Source organism: Caldicellulosiruptor hydrothermalis 108 (assembly GCF_000166355.1).
GTDB lineage: Bacteria > Bacillota > Thermoanaerobacteria > Caldicellulosiruptorales > Caldicellulosiruptoraceae > Caldicellulosiruptor > Caldicellulosiruptor hydrothermalis.
Genome location: NC_014652.1, coordinates 172546 through 190415, shown reverse-complemented (window position 1 = coordinate 190415; position 17870 = coordinate 172546). Strand labels below are relative to the sequence as shown.

General features: G+C 37.3%; 13 protein-coding genes and 1 pseudogene. 2 read left to right on the top strand and 12 right to left on the bottom strand.

From position 1 onward, the window contains the following. Positions 1-112: 112 nt before the first annotated feature. A pseudogene (locus tag CALHY_RS00730) lies at positions 113-2758 on the top strand (glycoside hydrolase family 2 TIM barrel-domain containing protein); the annotation flags it as partial. A 53-nt stretch (positions 2759-2811) separates the two neighbouring features. Here the strand turns inward: CALHY_RS00730 and CALHY_RS00725 are convergent. From CALHY_RS00725 to CALHY_RS00700, 6 genes are all read right to left on the bottom strand, one after another. Then, positions 2812-3690 carry a glycoside hydrolase family 43 protein gene (locus CALHY_RS00725; protein WP_013402118.1) on the bottom strand — a complete coding sequence of 293 codons (879 nt, stop codon included), beginning with the start codon at positions 3688-3690 and terminating at the stop codon, positions 2812-2814. Continuing rightward, on the bottom strand, positions 3691-5445 hold the full coding sequence (locus CALHY_RS00720; RefSeq protein WP_013402117.1) for a cache domain-containing sensor histidine kinase: 1755 nt from the start codon (positions 5443-5445) through the stop codon (positions 3691-3693). Positions 5446-5451: 6 nt separating this feature from the next. Continuing rightward, a complete protein-coding gene (locus CALHY_RS00715; RefSeq protein ID WP_013402116.1) occupies positions 5452-6210 on the bottom strand; it encodes a response regulator transcription factor in 759 nt (252 codons plus the stop codon). An 88-nt stretch (positions 6211-6298) separates the two neighbouring features. Continuing rightward, positions 6299-7156 (bottom strand): carbohydrate ABC transporter permease, encoded by an 858-nt coding sequence (locus tag CALHY_RS00710; protein ID WP_013402115.1) that lies wholly within the window; start codon positions 7154-7156, stop codon positions 6299-6301. A 5-nt stretch (positions 7157-7161) separates the two neighbouring features. Next, positions 7162-8058, bottom strand: coding sequence for a carbohydrate ABC transporter permease (locus tag CALHY_RS00705; protein ID WP_013402114.1), 897 nt, complete (start codon positions 8056-8058; stop codon positions 7162-7164). Between the two features lie 125 nt (positions 8059-8183). Continuing rightward, entirely contained in the window at positions 8184-9500 is a 1317-nt protein-coding gene (locus tag CALHY_RS00700; RefSeq protein ID WP_013402113.1) for an ABC transporter substrate-binding protein, read from the bottom strand. A 172-nt stretch (positions 9501-9672) separates the two neighbouring features. Between CALHY_RS00700 and CALHY_RS00695 the strand changes: the two genes are divergently transcribed. Next, positions 9673-11103, top strand: coding sequence for an ISNCY-like element ISCahy1 family transposase (locus tag CALHY_RS00695; RefSeq protein WP_013402019.1), 1431 nt, complete (start codon positions 9673-9675; stop codon positions 11101-11103). Positions 11104-11708: 605 nt separating this feature from the next. Here CALHY_RS00695 and CALHY_RS00685 read toward each other — a convergent pair. From CALHY_RS00685 to kduI, 6 genes are all read right to left on the bottom strand, one after another. Further along, entirely contained in the window at positions 11709-13328 is a 1620-nt protein-coding gene (locus tag CALHY_RS00685) for an extracellular solute-binding protein (RefSeq protein WP_013402112.1), read from the bottom strand. A 201-nt stretch (positions 13329-13529) separates the two neighbouring features. Beyond that, the gene (locus CALHY_RS00680) at positions 13530-14873 is read right to left on the bottom strand and encodes a glycoside hydrolase family 28 protein (RefSeq protein ID WP_013402111.1); all 1344 of its coding nucleotides are present in this window, start codon (positions 14871-14873) and stop codon (positions 13530-13532) included. Between the two features lie 26 nt (positions 14874-14899). Further along, a complete protein-coding gene (locus CALHY_RS00675; RefSeq protein WP_013402110.1) occupies positions 14900-16024 on the bottom strand; it encodes a glycoside hydrolase family 88/105 protein in 1125 nt (374 codons plus the stop codon). 31 nt (positions 16025-16055) lie between these two features. Beyond that, on the bottom strand, positions 16056-16184 hold the full coding sequence (locus tag CALHY_RS14000) for a hypothetical protein (RefSeq protein ID WP_274376857.1): 129 nt from the start codon (positions 16182-16184) through the stop codon (positions 16056-16058). 57 nt (positions 16185-16241) lie between these two features. Beyond that, positions 16242-17003: a 2-dehydro-3-deoxy-D-gluconate 5-dehydrogenase KduD gene (gene kduD, locus CALHY_RS00670; protein ID WP_013402109.1), complete on the bottom strand. Its 762-nt coding sequence runs from the start codon at positions 17001-17003 to the stop codon at positions 16242-16244. Between the two features lie 26 nt (positions 17004-17029). Beyond that, positions 17030-17860, bottom strand: a complete 831-nt coding sequence (gene kduI, locus CALHY_RS00665) for a 5-dehydro-4-deoxy-D-glucuronate isomerase (protein WP_013402108.1) — start codon at positions 17858-17860, stop codon at positions 17030-17032. Positions 17861-17870: the final 10 nt, after the last annotated feature.

Sequence of the window (17870 nt, the reverse complement as noted above, 5' to 3'; positions counted from 1 at the left end):
TCCTTTGTTAGGTGTTTTTAGTCTTCTCTTATCGTAATTTTACCTCAAGGAGGATGGCTTTTTATATATCTATTTATTGTCTTTTCTGTTAATCCCTTTTATTCAACAAGCTATATATATTAACGGTAAGTTTGCTGGTTTTTCAAAGGTCTCTCACATGATGCATGAGTTTGACATAACAAGATTTGTCCAAGAAGGAAGAAATACTATCACAGTTGTTGTTTTAAAATATTCAGATGGAACTTACTTGGAAGACCAGGACAAGTGGCGAATGAGCGGAATATTCAGAGATGTGTATCTTCTTCTGCGACCAAAGGTATTTGTAAGAGATGTGTATTTAAAACCAATTTTGAGTGATGACCTCAAAGAAGGATACTTGACTGCTGAGATTGAAATTGAAAACAGAAGCAATGACCAAAAAGAATTCAGTATAGAGGTACAAGTTTTCTTTGATAAAACTTTAATCAAAAGCTCAAACAAAGTATCAAGACTTTCTGCAAATGGCCAAGCTTCTGTAGCTTTTGAATTTCAAATTGAAAGTCCAAGACTATGGAGTGCAGAGCAACCCAACCTTTACACATTAATTGTAGAATTAAAAGATAGCTCCGGCGGTATTTTGGAAATTATTCCTCAAAACTTTGGATTTAGGAAAATCGAGATAAAAGATGGCGTGTTTTACCTAAATAATGTTCCAATTAAACTCAAAGGTGTCAACAGGCATGACATGCACCCGAGAGTTGGATTTGCAGTGACAAGGAAGATGATGCAAGAAGACATAACCTTGATGAAACAGCACAATATAAACTGCGTAAGAACCTCACACTATCCCAACCATCCTTATTTTTTAGAACTATGCGACAGACTTGGAATTTATGTGATTGATGAAGCTGATTTAGAAACACATGGGTTTGGAGCAGCTGGTGACTGGGGACTTCTGGCAAAAGACCCTGCTTGGGAAGATGCGTTTGTTGAAAGGGCAAAGATGATGGTAAAGAGGGACAAAAATCATCCATCAATCATCATGTGGTCGCTTGGAAACGAGTCTGGCTATGGTCCAAATCATGATAAAATGGCACAGTGGATAAGGTCATATGATAATAGCCGTCCTATTCATTATGAATGTGCCCGTGATGCTGAGGTTGTGGATATTGTAAGTGTAATGTATCCACCAGTAGAAAAACTTGAAGAAGAGGGCAAGAAGCAAGAAAAAAGGCCATTTTTCATGTGTGAGTATGCACATGCAATGGGAAATGGTCCTGGAAACCTCAAAGAGTACTGGGACGTGATATACAAACACCCAAGGCTTTTAGGTGGATGTGTGTGGGAGTGGGCAGACCACGGAATTTTCACAAAGACACTTGATGGGAAAGAGTACTATGCCTACGGCGGGGATTTTGGAGATGAGCCAAACGACGGTAACTTCTGTATAGACGGACTTCTTTTCCCTGACAGAACTCCATCTCCCGGGATGATTGAGCTCAAGAAAGTTTACGAACCAGTTGTTATTGAGCTTTTAGATAAAGAAAGCGGAATTTTCAAGATCACAAACAGGTATGATTTTATATCTTTGAATCACATTGAAGTTGAATGGGAACTTCTGTTAGGTGGCAGGGTTGTAAAAGAGGGCTTTGTTGATGTGAGCGATGTACTGCCTCACTCTTCAAAAGAGGTCAAAATTGATGAAGTCAAAGAAGTTTTAGAAAGTTGCAAGGAAGAGCTTTTTATTACCTTCACAGCAAAGCTTAAAAATTCGATGCCTTGGGCAAAGAGGGGGTTTGTTATCACAAAAACGCAGATTGCACTTAAAGAAGGCACTCCTCAAGATGCCGTGCAAAAAATTGAAAAGGTAAATATTATTTTCTCAAAGCAAAACAGGTTTGAAGTGGTAAATTCTCCTGACAAAGTTGAGGTTTTTGCTGGCAGCACTTTATTAGAGTTTTGCAGACGGACAGGTGATTTGATAAGCCTGAAGTACAACGGTCTTGATTTTATAAAATCCTCACCAAGGTTCAATCTCTGGAGGGCTCCAACAGACAACGATGTGCACATCAAAAATGAATGGATAAAAGCTGGATTTGACAAGCTTCAAAGAAGAATTGTAAATGTTAGTTTTGAAGAGCACAGTGAATACTTCAAGGCAGAGACAACTTCGGTATATGGCGCATATTCAGTAAAGCCTGTATTTGAAGTGACTATAAGCTACAAGGTTTTTAAATCAGGAATTATAGAAACAAATGTATATGCGCGGGCTCTAAGAGAACTTCCGCCACTTCCAAAGATAGGACTGCAGTTTATGATGCCAAAAGAGTTTGAATATGTCAAATATTACGGAAGGGGACCTCACGAAAACTATCCTGATATAAAACAAAGCGCTATTGTGGGAGTATATGACATGGCTATAAAAGATATGTATGTTCCATATATAATGCCCCAGGAATATGGAAACAGGTGCAACGTTAGATGGGCGTTTGTATACAACATCTATGGAATAGGACTTTGTATTAAGGGTGTGCCAACATTTAACTTCAGTGCAAGAGAATATACTGATGATGTGCTCACAAAAGCAAAACACACATATGAGCTGACAAAAGCAGATGGAATTGTTGTGAATGTTGACTTTAAGATTGGTGGTATCGGAAGCCAGAGCTGTGGCCCCGGCCCGCTTGAGAAGTACTTAATCAAAGATGAGAAATTTGAATTTTGCTTTTATATGATACCTGTTGATAGCAATAGTTTGGATGTTGAAAAGCTATTTTAAAAGTCAAAAGGGCTTATCCAACCCCCTTTGGATAAGCCTTTTTTTACTATGTCTTATAAATTCTCCCAATCATCTTCATTCAACCTTATAAACAAAGGCCTTTCATTGCCCCTTGAATTTGGAGTGTGGATTGAAAGCATAAGATCACCTTCAAAGGTTCTAAAAAGCATGCCATGACCACCGTCATCAGAAAAAATTGGCTCGGGTTTGTGCTGCCATGGACCTATAATATTGCCTGACAGTGATTTTGCAACTCCAACACAGTACCTTCTTTCTCTGTCAAAGCTTGACCATAGCATCAAAAGAGCGCCGTTTGGGGTTCTGAATAAAAACGGACCATCTGTCACAAAACATTCTCTGCCATCTTTAACTCTTATACTTGCTGTCCATGGTGCGCTGGAGGCTGTAAAGAGTAAAATGGGCTCATCAATTATCCTTCTCAAATCATCTGAAAGTCTTGCTGCTAAAATCTGACCATCATAAACCTCAACCCATTCACGGCAAAATACAAGCCAGGGATTTGAATCTTCATCTATGTAAAGTGTTCCATCAAGGCACATCCAATCCTTTGGTGTAACAGGTCCAATACTATGTTCAACATATGGTCCTTCTACAGTATCTGAAACAAGAATCGCAGTTCCCCTTTTTCCTTCTGGTGAACAAAAAGTTGCAAACATATAATACTTGCCGTTATAAAAATGCACCTCTGGTGCCCAGAAATTTCTGTCTGCCCAAAAATTCTGAGGGGGTCTAAATGCTGGATACGGTCCTTTAAAATTTTCAAGGTCAGATGTCACATAATAATCAAAACCTGTTGCTTTTTCATCGCCCCAGCAGTTTTTATCAGTTGTACCAAACATGTAGTATACTCTTTTTTCTTTCACAGGCATAATGAAAGGGTCGCGGATATAAATATCCTGTCTTTTTAGCATCTACCCATTCTCCTTTCGGTATTCAAAATCAATAGGAAGAATTATTTTAACAACTGTCCCCAAACCCAGCTTGCTCCAAACCTTGAGTTTAAAGTTATTGCCATAGATGAGTTTTAACCTTTCATTGGTGTTTAAAAGTCCAATATGCTCTGAAAAGTCAAAATCCTGTGAAAGCCTGCCTTGCACCTCTTCTAACTTTTCCTTGCTCATCCCAATTCCATTGTCAACCACCCAAATGGCAATGTGTTCAAAATCATTTTTAAGTTTCTTAATTCTAATCTTTATTCCACATCTCTTTTCGCAAGGTTTTATCCCGTGATAGATTGAATTTTCAATTAATGGCTGGAATAAAAGTTTCATCACTTTTACATCAAGTACATCTTCACTATAGTCCCAAAATACATCAAACTTTTCTTTATATCTTGCTTTGACAAGCTCAATATAAGCTTTTGTAGCTTTAATTTCATCTCTTAAAAATATAGTGCTTTTTGGATTGCTCAGAGAATACTTGAGTATTGCCGAAAGGTTTTCTATCATTCTTGTAATTTCATTTGGAGTGCCTGTTAGAGCCAAAGTTTTAAGATATATGTGCTCAAGGGTATTAAACAAAAAATGAGGATTAATCTGGGCCTGCAGAGCTAAAAGCTCTAAAGCTTGAAGTCGTGCTACTAAATAATGCTTTTCAATGAAGTTCTTTATTACATTATACATGATATATCCATACTCATCATTTGAAGTAATTTTAGTCTCTTTTGGTGGTTTTCCTTCTGTTGCTGAATTTATTGTATCTATAATCTTTTTAATGTTTCTATAATTTATTTTAGCAATGTAATATGAGGCAGCAAAAGCGATAACTATAAAAATTAGAAGTAGCTCCAGTGTCACCTTGAAAAGCCTGATAGGAATGCTGTAAAGATAATCTTTGGAAACCACTGAAACAAAGGTCAAGTTGTATTTTTTTGACTCTAATCTTTTTGTGAGATAGTTGTCTGTTCCTTTTTTCAGTAGGACTAAACTTGAGACATTAGAGCTCTCCGATTCATTTGATACCAGAACATTTCCATTTTGGTCCAATATGTACATTGCATGCTCAGGGATTGAACTTTGAAGACTCAATGACTTTTTTACCTGGTCGTAATACAAATTAAGAACAATGACACCCTCATCCACATCAGAATATGCGGATTTTATCTTCTTGTATATTGTCAAAACATCAATTGACTCTTCAGTAAAGTTGTAAGGCTGAATTTTTCTTCTTTCTACCCACATTAACTCTTTGCATTTTTTATACTGGTCAAACCAGCGCTTGTCGTAAAAATACTGAAAATTGGTTATTCCGTCTGGGGTAACTATAAAATTCCCTTCAGGATTTTCGAAATAAACATAGATTGAATGTATAAACGGCTTTGTATAAGATATCGAATTTAAAACATTTTTGAACATGTTAAGTTGCCAGATATCTTCTAAAGAAAAATACAATGAATTCAAAATTCTTTTTATCTGAAGGGTGACATCTTTGTTTATTCCAAATACCATATAAAGATAGTCTATCTCCCCCAGCATAAGCTCGACATTGTTTTTACTTTGTATTAGCACTGTCTCCAAATTTTTGTTTATCTCATTTTTGACGTATTGTTCTATAATGATGCACGAAAAAAGCCCAAGAATAGCTATTATCACAATAGGAACAATAACTATCTGTACAAAATTCTTTTTAAAAATCTTGCTTTTATAAACTCCATTTTTTCTTATCATCGCACTTTATCTCTCCTGAACAAACTCTGAAGGAGACTTGCCAAAATATTTCTTAAAAGCTCTGGTAAAGTTCTTTGGATTCTTGTAACCAACCATTTCACCTATCTCATGAAGCTTGTACATAGGAATTTTCATAAGCTGAAGAGCTTTTCTCATCCTGACTTCTATCAGATAATCAGAAAAGTTCTTACCAGTTTTGCATTTAAAAAGGCGACTGAGATAGTAAGGGTTCATATAGACAAGCTTTGCAGCATCTTCAAGTGTAGCCTCTTTATAGTTTCTTTTTATATACTCTTTCACAGTTTCAATCACATTTTCAGGATTGTCAATAGAAATTAAATCTTGTTTTTTTACCTCTTCACTGTGAGTTTGCGGATTTTTCGACTGCAGGTCAAGCTCTTTTTTTATTAGTCCAAATATCTCTATTACCTCATCATATGTTGCTGGTTTTGTTATGTAGTACCTCACACCATATTTCATGGCTTTTTGAGCAAATTCAAAGTCCTGATAACCACTGATAAAAACTATTTTTACAGGGATGTTATTTAAAAACAAAACCCTTGCAAGGTCAATTCCACTCATCACAGGCATTTTTACATCACAAAAAACAACATCAACCTTATTTTGCAAAATATAATCTAAAGCCTGCTTTCCATTTTCAAACAGGCCAACAATTTCAAAGTCAAGCTTATCCCATGGAAAGCAGGTAAAAAGTCCCTCCCTTATTTCGCTTTCATCTTCAACAATAATCATTTTGTAAGACATATAGGGTCTGCCCCCTTTTATTTTAAAACACCTTGCAATTAAAATTATAACACTATTCAAATATCCTTCACAAAACCAATATCTTACTTTAACCTTTTATTCCGCTTGTTGCAATTCCTTCAACAAAGTATTTTTGAGCAGCAAAGAAGATGATAATACACGGCAGCATTGCTATTACAGTCATAGCCATGATTTGGTTCCAAGCAATTGCAGCGGCACTGTCAACACACATTCTAAGTCCAAGAGCAATTGTGTATTTTTCAACGCTGTTGATATAGATGAGCGGTCCTAAAAAGTCGTTCCAAGTCCAGATAAATTGGAAAATTCCCATTGAAATCATTGCTGTTTTACAAAGAGGTCCTGTTACGCGCAAAAGAATCTGAAAAGAGTTGCAGCCATCAATTATAGCTGCTTCTTCTATCTCGCGTGGGAGCCCTCTCATAAACTGTATCATCATAAACACAAAAAATGGAGTTGATGCAAACATGGATGGAATTATAAAGGGTTTGTAACTATCTACCCATCCAAATGCATTGAAAAGAATATATCTTGGAATCAGGTTTACAGAGTCTGGCAGCATTAATGTTGAAATTAGTATCACAAAAAATAATCTTTTCAGTGGAAAATTAAACCTTGCAAAACCATATGCGACAAGAGTAGAGGATATTATTGTAAAAAATACAACCGGGACAACAAGTATGAAGTTATTTGCAAAAAATCTGCCAAAGGTATATTGCCCTGTCCCCTGCCATCCTTTTATAAATGAGTCTGTAACAATTTTCTGTGGAATTAAAGACAGCGATTTGAATATCTCATCATTTGATTTAAATGCCGCAGATACAACCCACAAAAGTGGATAAATCATAAACAGTCCAAATAGAATCAAAAATGCATAAGTTATAAAAAGCGAAATTGTATTTTTTGCTTTTTTGCTCTGGGAGTACATCTTTCTTAGAACCTCCCCTCATCATACTCGTAGTATGTCCAATAGGTAGAAGACCTAAAGATAAACGCTGTAAATATCAAAATTATTACAAACTGGACCCAGGAAAGTGCTGCTGCATAGCCCATTCTGAAATATTTAAAGGCATTGTCGTATATGAGCATGCTCAAAAGGTAGGTGGAATTGACAGGTCCACCGCCTGTGATGATGTACGGTCCTGTAAATTCCTGGAAAGCATTTATGGTCTGCATCACAAGGTTGAAAAACATTATAGGAGAAATCATGGGAAGAGTTATTTTTGTAAACATTTTTAATCTTGATGCTCCATCAACCAATGCCGCTTCATAAAGTTCTGATGGAATCTCCTTTAGCCTTGCTAAAAATAGCACCATCGATGACCCAAACTGCCACACTGCAAGAAGGCTAACCGAAAACATCGCTATCCTTGGGTCTCCAAGCCAGTTTATACCTTCTATCCCAAAAAGACCTAAGAATTTGTTCACTATACCTTCTTTCATAAACAAAAATCTCCACAAAATTGAGATTGCAACAGACCCACCAAAGATAGAAGGAAGATAATATACTGTTCTGAAAAGATTAATTCCCTTCAATTTCATGTTCAATATTATTGCTACAAAAAGTGCAAACGAAATCTTGAGTGGAACGGTTATTATAACATACTTCAGAGTATTAACAAGTGCTTTTGGAAACAGTTCATCCTTTGTGAGCATATAAATAAAATTGTACAGCCCTACAAACTTAGGTGGTTTTAGCATGCTATAGTCACAAAAGGAATACACAAATGACATTATAAAAGGATACAATTTGAAAACAAGAAATCCCACAAGCCATGGCAAAACATATAAAAGGCCAACCAAATCTTTTCTTCTCAAACGTGCTGTCATTTATTTGTCACTCCTTTTTTAAAGAAAAATGCTATAACGCTAAAAGCCTGAACAAAAAGGGGCTGCCAACCTCAAAAGCGGGAGGGCTTTTGCCTCTTTGACAGCCCCATACACATCCAATTGCTTTATCGGGATTGCAATCTCTTTATCTCAGCTAATTTTTGTTTATAAAGTGCCATGAGCTTGTCAGCTGCTTGAGTTGGTGTCAGCTGCTTGTAAGCAAGCTGCTGAATAACATCTGTTGCTATTTTCTCAAGCTCTTGATTTTGTGAAAGTGCATTTTCAGGTGGTGCAGCTCTTTTTAGAGCCTCCGATGTTATTTGTGTTATGACTGGGTCTAATGCCTTTTCTTTTTCAAGTGCCTCTCTGGCTGTTGAGCTTGCTGGAACACCTCTGACATCTTTCAATATTAGTGCAGCCTGTTTATCATTTAAAAACCAGTTGATAAACTTGGCTGCTTCCTTTGGATTCTTGGACAATTTATTCACCGCTAAAAGCTGGGACGGTCTTACAGTTACAGCTGTGCTCTTGGCATTTTTCATTATAGGTATCATTGTCATAGACAGGCTTGGTATATTTGCTTTGTTGGCTGCAAAGGTTGAAGTCCAATTCCAAAGCATCCCAAGCTCGCCTTTTAACCATTTTGGATTTTGCTCAGGTTTTCCTTGGAATGGTGCACTCTCTGAAAATGGTTGAATAGCACCTACTTTAAACAGTTTATCAATATAAGTGAATGCTTCAATTAGTGTCTTTCTATCAAATCCCATTGTGTAATCATCATTTATCCATTTTCCACCTTTTTTCTGAAGCACATACGTTTTTAAAAGATAATAACAAACCGTTGCATCAAAGTTCAAAAGATAATAATTTTTATCTTTTTTATGAACTTTTTCGGCTATTGTCAAAATATCTTCCCATGTCCACGTCTTGTTCTCCGGAATTCCAAATTTTTTGAAGAAGTCCTTGTTGTAATGAATAGCTGAAGCATTCACACCTGTTGGAAGCCCTATAAGTTTTCCGTTTGAATAACACCAGTCTTTTAAAAACTTCTCTTCAAATGGCTTTAAGTTGACTTCTTTAAAAGTCTTAAGGTCTGCAAAGAAATCCCCCTGTGCTGATAACTCACCTATCCATGTAACGTCAATCTGGATTATGTCTGGGGCTGTTCTACCAACAAGCTGGGTGATGAGCTTTTGCATGTACCCTTCAATACCACCATACTCTGCATTAATTCTTACATTGGGATATTTCTTCATGTACGCCTGAATTGCTGCCAAAGTTGCTTTGTGTCTTGCCTCGCCGCCCCACCACATGAACCTGAGTGTAACCTTTTTCGATGCTGCCTTAGCTTTCTCAGACCCTTTGATTGAAAAGGCAAAGAAGAGTGACATAGTAAAAACTACTAATACAAGAAGAGCAATTAACCTTTTGCTTTTTATCAATTTGACTTCCTCCCTCCACTGTTTGTTTTGTTTTAATAGCCTTTTGCAAAAACGCTCAAGATGAGCGTTATCAAGCTTTACATAGAATCAAAAAAGACTGGTCACCCTCCTCATAATTGTAGTAAAATATGATTATATAAAACAAATTTTCTACTATGAGGAGGGTTCCAAAATGTTCAACACCAAACCTAAACAACTTTCTTTCATAGACCTATTCTCCCACCTAAAGGCTTCGGCTCTCTACAAGCCTGAAAGCCTCTTGGGCTTGTTCAATAAATTCATTGACTTGTCACATTATATACCTTCTTCTTTCTACAATGCCTACTACAAATATTTCGGTAAGCATAGATACTTCTCTTTAGAATCTATGCTTTGTTGCTTCCTCGTCCAAAAATTGCTCAAACTCAATACTTTAACTCAGCTTCGTGCTGTCTTACTCAACTCATTCGAACTTCGCTCATTTTGTAATCTTCATGGCAATGTCCCTTCTATCTCTACTCTCTCTCGCTTTAGAAAAATATTTGCAAGTGAAATCCATAAACTTTTTCAAAATATCTCTATCCATGCACATAATATTTCCATCCAACAATGCCCTCAAGATTCTTCAATCTTAATCTTCGACACAACAGGTATTGTCCCAAAGGTTCGTGAAAACAATCCTAAATTCATTCATCTACTGCTGAAAAATACCTCAAAAGCTAACCCTGAACTTCCCTCTGAAAAAGTCTACTCTCTCGTTTATTCTTCTTTGCCTAAAACTGCTAACGCTAATTCTAACATCCGTCTTATGTTTGTAAATGGCCATTTCTGCTGGGCTTTAAAATTTGCAGTCATTACCAACGCTCTCGGTATCCCTTTAGCTTTAGTACCTCTGTTTAACTATGATTCCCCTTCCTCTGACCCACAAGAAGCAAAAGCTATCTCCGACTCTAAAGGTTTAATTCCTTCGCTCGAAACTTTATTCTCTTATATCCCCAAAAATTTCTCCACTTTCATCGCCGACAGTGCTTTGGATTCCCACAACATATACTCCACTTTAAAAAATACCTTTAACTTCTCCAAAATCGTTATTCCACTAAATACAAGAGCTTCTAAAAATACTACACCTACATCAGACCCCAATATCGTTATTTCTGAAGATGGTATCCCTATCTGCAAAAAGTTCAACAAACCTTTTAAACCCGAAGGCAAATGTCAGGGTAAAAATCGCTCTTTGCGCCTTAAATGGACTTGCCCTATGTCACAATACAAAGATGGCAAACGCATCTGCTCTTGCCCTCAGCCTTGTACTACCTCTAAATCGGGTAGAATGTTCTATACATACCCAGATAACTTTCGCTCTTTCCCAGGTATCAACAGAAATTCACAAGAGTTTTTTGACCTCTACAAAAAACGTGTCGCTGTAGAGCAGACTATTTACCACCTGAAATCCTACATGGGCTCTGATACTATCTCTACTTATGACCATATTTCTATTTTCTCTGATTTCTTGCTATCTGCCATTACTTTCTCGCTCTTGTTTATTCTCGCTCACAATATCAAACTCTATTGCTCTAAATTGACTATCAAAAAACTTAACAAGCTCAAAAAACTTATCGCTTAATACTACTATTTTTTAAATCTATTTCTTACAAAAAATTTCTGGTTTTGTTTTTACTTAACCTTCTAAAACAAGGAGTTAAGAAGGCTTAGGATATTATTGTCTTTTTTGAAGTTGTTAATTTTTGTCATATGTTTGTTGCTGATTATTTTTGTTGGTATTGATAATATTTGGTTTTCACTTCTCTTTTCTTTTTGTATCTTGATTGTATTTCATGTTAGTATTGGTGCCTTTTACCTTCAATCACCACCTATTTTGCAAACGCCTACTGTTTGTTTTGTTTTAATAGATTTGATTGTGCAATTTTATAATAACATGGTCAAATATATTTAAAAAGGTACTTTACTTTACAATAGGTATCATAAAATTACTTCTTTGTTTTGTGAATAAATCATAATAAGAGTAGTGTTTTTTGAACACCTTGAACAAGTTAAGATCCCACAGTTGTGTAAACATAAATTGAGCCATTTCTCACCCGTGGATTAAAAGAATAAAGTCTCAAAAATAAACCAAAATTTTACATCAAGGCGAGAAATGACTCAATCAGTATTTACCGTAGTTTTCTGTGATTTTAAGTTATTTGTTGTAGTAAAGTAACTTGTTTTCTATCATTTTCTTTGCATATATCTGTTATAAGCATTCTGATAAATCTTTATAGCTTCTTCTATCTTCATTTTCTTTAGAGTTTTTACAAAAGCATCATAATTATTATACTTGCCTGTCATCATCTTCAAAAACATCTCATCATAATAAGTATTTATGGTATTCATAATATTTGCAATTTCTTTAGTCTCTTCTGGGGTAAAGAAAAGCGAAACTGGGCCTAATGCAATATCATTTTTAACCATACCCCAATTCTTTGAAGCTTCTTTTTGTTGAGGCAACTGCAAGTTGATTTGTAATGTATACTCCCTGGATTGGACAAACGGACCATAAATCAGCGCATATTTAGCTAATGCCTGTTTTGGCCCTAATCCTTGCGGGTTGTAAAGAATTTCATCGGTATAAATTGGTCGGCCGTTTTTAATCATATAAGATTTTCCTTTTACACCAAAATTAAAAGCCATATACCCATCCTTGCTATAAGCCCAGTCGAGCGCACGGCATGCTGCCTCTATGTTCTTACAGCTGGTTGTAATTGCTGCTGCTCTTCCCGTAAAAGGATACTCATTTTGACCGATTCGTGCTATTTCACCTTTTTTCAGTACTGGATATTTCACACCTATTAAATCAAAGTCTGTCCCTTTCTTTGCTGCTAAAAAGGCACCCATATGCCCCGAAATTATCCCCAGATATGCTCCAATTTTGTCGCTCAAAACATTTGCTTGAATTGTTTGTTGATTCATCGTCAGTATATCTGGATCAATCAACCCATCTTTCCACCATTTTGCCAAAGTATTCATAAACTCTTTAAACTGAGGTTCAATTGCTCCATATTTAACTCTTCCATTTACTTGGAAGAAGTCTGTTTTTATTCCCCACGCCCCAACTAAAAAGCTGCAATAGTCAAAAACAGCTCTCGGATTTGCAGCACCTCTTAACATTGAAAAAGGTCTTTCGTCTGCTTTTCCATTTCCGTTCGGGTCTCTGGTTTTAAACGCCTTCAACATTTTATACCATTCATCTACTGTCTCTGGCGGAGCAATTTTAAGTTTTTCAAGCCAATCCCTTCTAACCTGAGGACCGTAATATGCATCTATTGGCGTTTCTTTTAAAGCAGGGAAACCATAGATTTTTCCACTAATTGAGCTTACCATCCTTTTGATTTGAGGGTTTTTATCAAGAAGTCTTTTTAAATTTGGTGCATACTTGGGTATGTAATCATTCAACGGCACAATTACCTTGTCAATGATGGCTTTTTCAGGACCTCCAGGATAGCCATCCCATCCCCATTCTATTATGTCAGTTAACTGTCGAGAAGCTATCATTAAATTGAACTGGTCTTGTGCAGCAGATGCAGCAAGAGGTGGATGTTTAAAAACAAATTTTACTCCCGTAGCTTTTTCCATCAACTGATAACATGGTATTTCAGCAAAACTTTTGTAAAATAGAGAAGCTTCATTACTCATAGGAACAAAATAAGTCAGAGTAACTTTTTTTGTGGTGGCTAAGGCTTTTGATTGTGGCGAAAGCATGCCTATACTTGAAATGATAAAAACAATACATACCAGCAATACCACAACTTTAAAAAATTCTTTTGATCTTATAAACGTTCTTGAACAAATCATTTTGATTCCTCCTTATTTTTTTTGTTTTCATTTTAATTATATCAACCTCCTTTCACTCGAGAGTAGCTGAATTTATTAAAACCATACTGAAAATATTAAACCCATATAAAAGCTCAGAAAAACTCAGATTTTTTAGACATTCCAGTAATTTACATGCGGAAAATTTTAAAGTGACCTGGACAATTTTAAGGTACTGTACTTCTACTCGGCAATCAGATTCATTGTATTGTTCAGACTCAAAATCTTAGAATAATCTGCTGTATCTTTTGCCCTGCATCTGTAAAACTCTACATTCTCACAATTGTTAAGTTCAAAAGCAGCACCTTCCTGGTTCATCACAGAAACATTCATGAATCTAATGTTTTTAACAGTATTTATAACAAACCCTCTTTTTGCCATGGGGTCTAAATAGCTCATCATAGCAGGAAGCTCAGGCTCAGGGTTTTGCGCCATCTCAACTGTGACATTTGAAAATACAACATCTTCAATTGGCATCTCTGTAAGACCGTATAAAAACCCTGCTGCTGCTCTTGCCTCTCTTACAACCACATCGCTTATATAAATCCTCCTTACAATTGGGGTCGATTCATCAACAGGATAAGGAGATTTGTCCCAAACTCTCTTTTCTTTTCCGCCCTTGCCGCAGTGATAATACATATAAAACGCAAACGGACACATCACATTTTTCATCACAATGTTCGAAACTCTTATATCCTCAACAACTCCTCCACGACCTCGTCTTGTCTTTATTCTTATTCCTCTGTCTGTGCCCTCAAAAATGCAGTTTGAAATGACAACATTTCGAACCCCGCCACTCATCTCACTTCCGATAACAACTCCGCCATGTCCGTGAGCCATTATACAGTTTGTGATGGTGATGTTCTCACAGGGAATTTTCTGTTTACAATCTTCAGTACCAGATTTTAATGTCACACAATCATCACCCACGTCTATGTAGCAGTTTGATATCCTGACGCCCTTGCACGACTCCGGATTTATCCCATCTGTGTTTGGCGAGTCATAAGGGTTTTGAATCTTTACGTTGTGAACTGTGACATTCTGGCACTCTATGGGATTTACCGTCCAGCTTGGAGAGTTTACAATCTTTATTCCTTCGATAGTGACGTTGTTGCACCTGTAAAAACAGATAGAACGAGGTCTTGGATATTTTAACTCTTTATTTCTGTGAAGACGCCACCACTTTTCGCCCTGTCCATCAATTGTGCCAAATCCCACTACTGCAACGTTTTCAGCATTTTCAGCATATATCAAAGGAGAATAAACCTGCATCTCTTCGCCTTCCCAGCGGGTATATACAAGTGGATAGTCCTCTTCATCCTGTGAAAATTTCAACACAGCCCCGCTTTCAATGTAAAGTGTCATGTTGCTTTTAAGATGGATTGCACCTATATGATATATACCTGCTGGAACAAAAATTGTGCCTCCACCCTGCTTTTCACACTCCTCAATAGCCTTTTTAAAAGCTTCTGTGTCCTTGTCAATACCATTGCCCTTTGCTCCAAACTCTCGAACGTTTACAAACATCTTCGTTTTATACCTCCTATTATTAATTACTTGAAAAGCCTTTCTATCCAAGCACTTGCTTTCAAGAATGCTCCAACACCCTTGAGGTCATTTGTCTTTATTGGTTCACTGATATAATACTCATACGACCCATCTCTGTACGGATTTCCACCGAGTCCTGCCACCATACAAACTCCGTTGAGATTCAAAAGCCCATTTTCATCCTCTTCAACAAACCTGTAGATTATTCCTTCATACGCTCTTTCAAGTGCTTTAATATAACTTGAGTCCAAATACCCCTTTTCTATACCCTTTGCAAGTGCATATGCAAACATGCATGAAGCTGAAGCCTCAGGATAGTTTCCATTTCTGCCTATAAAGTTAACAACCTGGTACCAAACACCTGTCTCAGGGTCTTGATACTTCAAAACAGCGTCAATGAGCTGCCTGAAGATAGCCAAAATGGTTTCTCTTGATTGATGGTCTTGTGGCAGAAAGTCAAGCACATCGACTATTGCCATTGCAAACCAGCCAAGTGCCCTTCCCCAGAAATTTGGAGAGCAGCCTGTGATTTTATTTGCCCATTTTTGCTGCCTGCTTTCATCCCAACCATGAAAGTGAAGACCTGTGACTGGGTCTTTGGTGTGCTTTGCACAAAGGATAACCTGTTTTGCAACATCGTCAAATATCTCTTCAGCTTCATCCTTCCCTATCAAGGTTGCATACTCGGCGTAAAATGGTGAACCCATGTAGATGCCGTCAAGCCACATCTGATGTGGATAGATTTTTTTGTGCCAAAAACCGCCCTCTACTGTTCTTGGATGGGTCTTGAGCTGGTCTCGAAGAAGCTGTGCTGCCTTTTTGTACTTTTCTTCGCCTGTTTTTCTATATAAAAATAGAATTGCCTTCCCATTGTTTATATGGTCTATGTTGTACTCATCTTTTGAATATTTCTTGATATTACCATTCTCATCAACAAAAGAGTCGATGTTTTTCTTTATATACTCAAAGTATTTTTCATCAGAGGTATTCTCATAAATGTACTCCATGCCTTTGAACACAACACCATAGTCATACTGCCACTTGTCAGTAAGTTCTGGAAACTTTGCAATGACACTGTCTGCCATTTTAACAGAATAATTCTTTTTAGCAAGCTCCTTTAATCTTTTCATATACCATCTTCCTTCCCTTCAAGCTTTTATACTAAAAAAAGTAATCACTCCCTACTCTTATGGCGTATGAAGCAGAACAGTCAACACTGACAACTTCTTTCTTTTTGCTGATTGCATTTGACCCTGTTACAAGAACATCAGCCAGAAGAGACTGGCGCATAAGGTAACAGAACCCCCGAGGGCAATACTTGAACCCTCGGGGATAAGTATGGAAGGGTTATCTTGCAAGCCAGCCGCCATCAACGTTCAAGATACAGCCATTTACATAGTCAGAAGCTGATGATGCCAAGAACACAACAGCACCTTGCAAATCTTCTGGGGTACCCCATCTGCCTGCTGGAATTCTGGAAAGAATCTCCGCACTTCTGACAGGGTCTTCGCGAAGTGGCTTTGTATTATCTGTTGCCATATAACCTGGCGCTATTGCATTGACATTGATATTGTACTTTGCCCACTCATTTGCAAGTGCTTTTGTAATTCCTGCAACTCCACTCTTGCTTGCCGTGTATGATGGAACTCTTATTCCACCTTGGAAAGAAAGCATGGATGCGATGTTTATTATTTTGCCGCCTGTTCCTTGTTTTATGAACTGTCTTGCTGCTGCCTGGCAGAAGAAAAATACTGTCTTTAAATTGAGATTCAAGACATCATCCCAGTCCTTTTCTGTAAAATCTATCGCATCACATCTCCTTATAATTCCTGCATTATTTACAAGAATATCAAGTTTTCCAAACTCTTGGACAGTCTTTTCAATGATAGAGTTTATGGGCTCAATGGTCCTCAAGTCTGCTTGGATTTCTAAAAATCTTCTGCCAAGAGCTTCTATCTTCTGTTTTGTTTCTGTACAAGGCCCAGATGCTACCCCAACTATGTCTGCACCAGCTTCAGCCAAAGCAATTGCCATACCCTGCCCAAGACCTTTTGATGCTCCTGTCACAATTGCAACCTTACCATCCAGTTTGAATTTATCCAATATCATTTCAATGTCACCTCCAAAATCGCCCCTTATTTTAAATCTTTCATAGGCACAGGATTAACATCAGAATATGATTGATTTTCGCCTGCCATTGCCCAGATGAAAGTATAATTTTTAGTTCCAACACCAGAGTGTATCGACCAGCTTGGGCTGATTACCGCCTGTTCATTTCTCACAATAATATGTCTTGTCTCCTGCGGCTCTCCCATCAGGTGCAAAACAAACGCATCTTCTGGCATGTCAAAATAGAAGTAAACTTCCATCCTCCTGTCATGCAAATGGCAGGGCATGGTGTTCCATACATTGTTCGGCTCTAAAATTGTCATTCCCATTACAAGCTGGCAGCTTTTAACCCCGTCTGGATGGATGTATTTGTAGATTGTCCTTTCATTTGACTCAGAAAGCGAACCAAGATGAGTTGCCTCAGTTTGCTTGATATCAATCTTTTCTGTTGGATACTGTTTATGAGCGGGTGTTGAAACAAAGTAGAACTTGGCAGGATTTGAAGGGTCATCGCTCCCAAATTCAAGCTTTTTGGTCGACATTCCAACATAAAGCCCATCTTTCTTGTCAAGTTCGAACTTTTGTCCATCTGCCACAACATAACCTTTGCTGCCTATGTTGATTATCCCTATCTCTCTTCTTTCAAGAAAATATTGAGCACCAATCTCTTTTCCATCTTCCAAGACCAAAGCTTCCACTGTTGGCACAGCACCACCGACAATCACCCTGTCAACATGAGTGTAGACCATGTTGATTTTCCCGTATTCAAATAAGGTTTCAATCAAAAACTCTTTTCTTATCTGTTCTGTGGTAAGAGTTTTAAACTGGCTTGGATGCATTGCAAACCGAACTTCCATTTTCAAATAA

What these genes read in the sequence shown, in the direction of transcription:
- kduI (WP_013402108.1), bottom strand. Translation starts at nt 17,860, where the DNA reads ATGGAAGTTCGGTTTGCAATGCATCCAAGCCAGTTTAAAACTCTTACC.
- kduD (WP_013402109.1), bottom strand. Translation starts at nt 17,003, where the DNA reads ATGATATTGGATAAATTCAAACTGGATGGTAAGGTTGCAATTGTGACA.
- CALHY_RS00680 (WP_013402111.1), bottom strand. Translation starts at nt 14,873, where the DNA reads ATGTTTGTAAACGTTCGAGAGTTTGGAGCAAAGGGCAATGGTATTGAC.
- CALHY_RS00720 (WP_013402117.1), bottom strand. Translation starts at nt 5,445, where the DNA reads ATGATAAGAAAAAATGGAGTTTATAAAAGCAAGATTTTTAAAAAGAAT.
- CALHY_RS00695 (WP_013402019.1), top strand. Translation starts at nt 9,673, where the DNA reads ATGTTCAACACCAAACCTAAACAACTTTCTTTCATAGACCTATTCTCC.
- CALHY_RS00725 (WP_013402118.1), bottom strand. Translation starts at nt 3,690, where the DNA reads ATGCTAAAAAGACAGGATATTTATATCCGCGACCCTTTCATTATGCCT.
- CALHY_RS00715 (WP_013402116.1), bottom strand. Translation starts at nt 6,210, where the DNA reads ATGTCTTACAAAATGATTATTGTTGAAGATGAAAGCGAAATAAGGGAG.
- CALHY_RS14000 (WP_274376857.1), bottom strand. Translation starts at nt 16,184, where the DNA reads ATGCGCCAGTCTCTTCTGGCTGATGTTCTTGTAACAGGGTCAAATGCA.
- CALHY_RS00705 (WP_013402114.1), bottom strand. Translation starts at nt 8,058, where the DNA reads ATGACAGCACGTTTGAGAAGAAAAGATTTGGTTGGCCTTTTATATGTT.
- CALHY_RS00710 (WP_013402115.1), bottom strand. Translation starts at nt 7,156, where the DNA reads ATGTACTCCCAGAGCAAAAAAGCAAAAAATACAATTTCGCTTTTTATA.
- CALHY_RS00685 (WP_013402112.1), bottom strand. Translation starts at nt 13,328, where the DNA reads ATGATTTGTTCAAGAACGTTTATAAGATCAAAAGAATTTTTTAAAGTT.
- CALHY_RS00675 (WP_013402110.1), bottom strand. Translation starts at nt 16,024, where the DNA reads ATGAAAAGATTAAAGGAGCTTGCTAAAAAGAATTATTCTGTTAAAATG.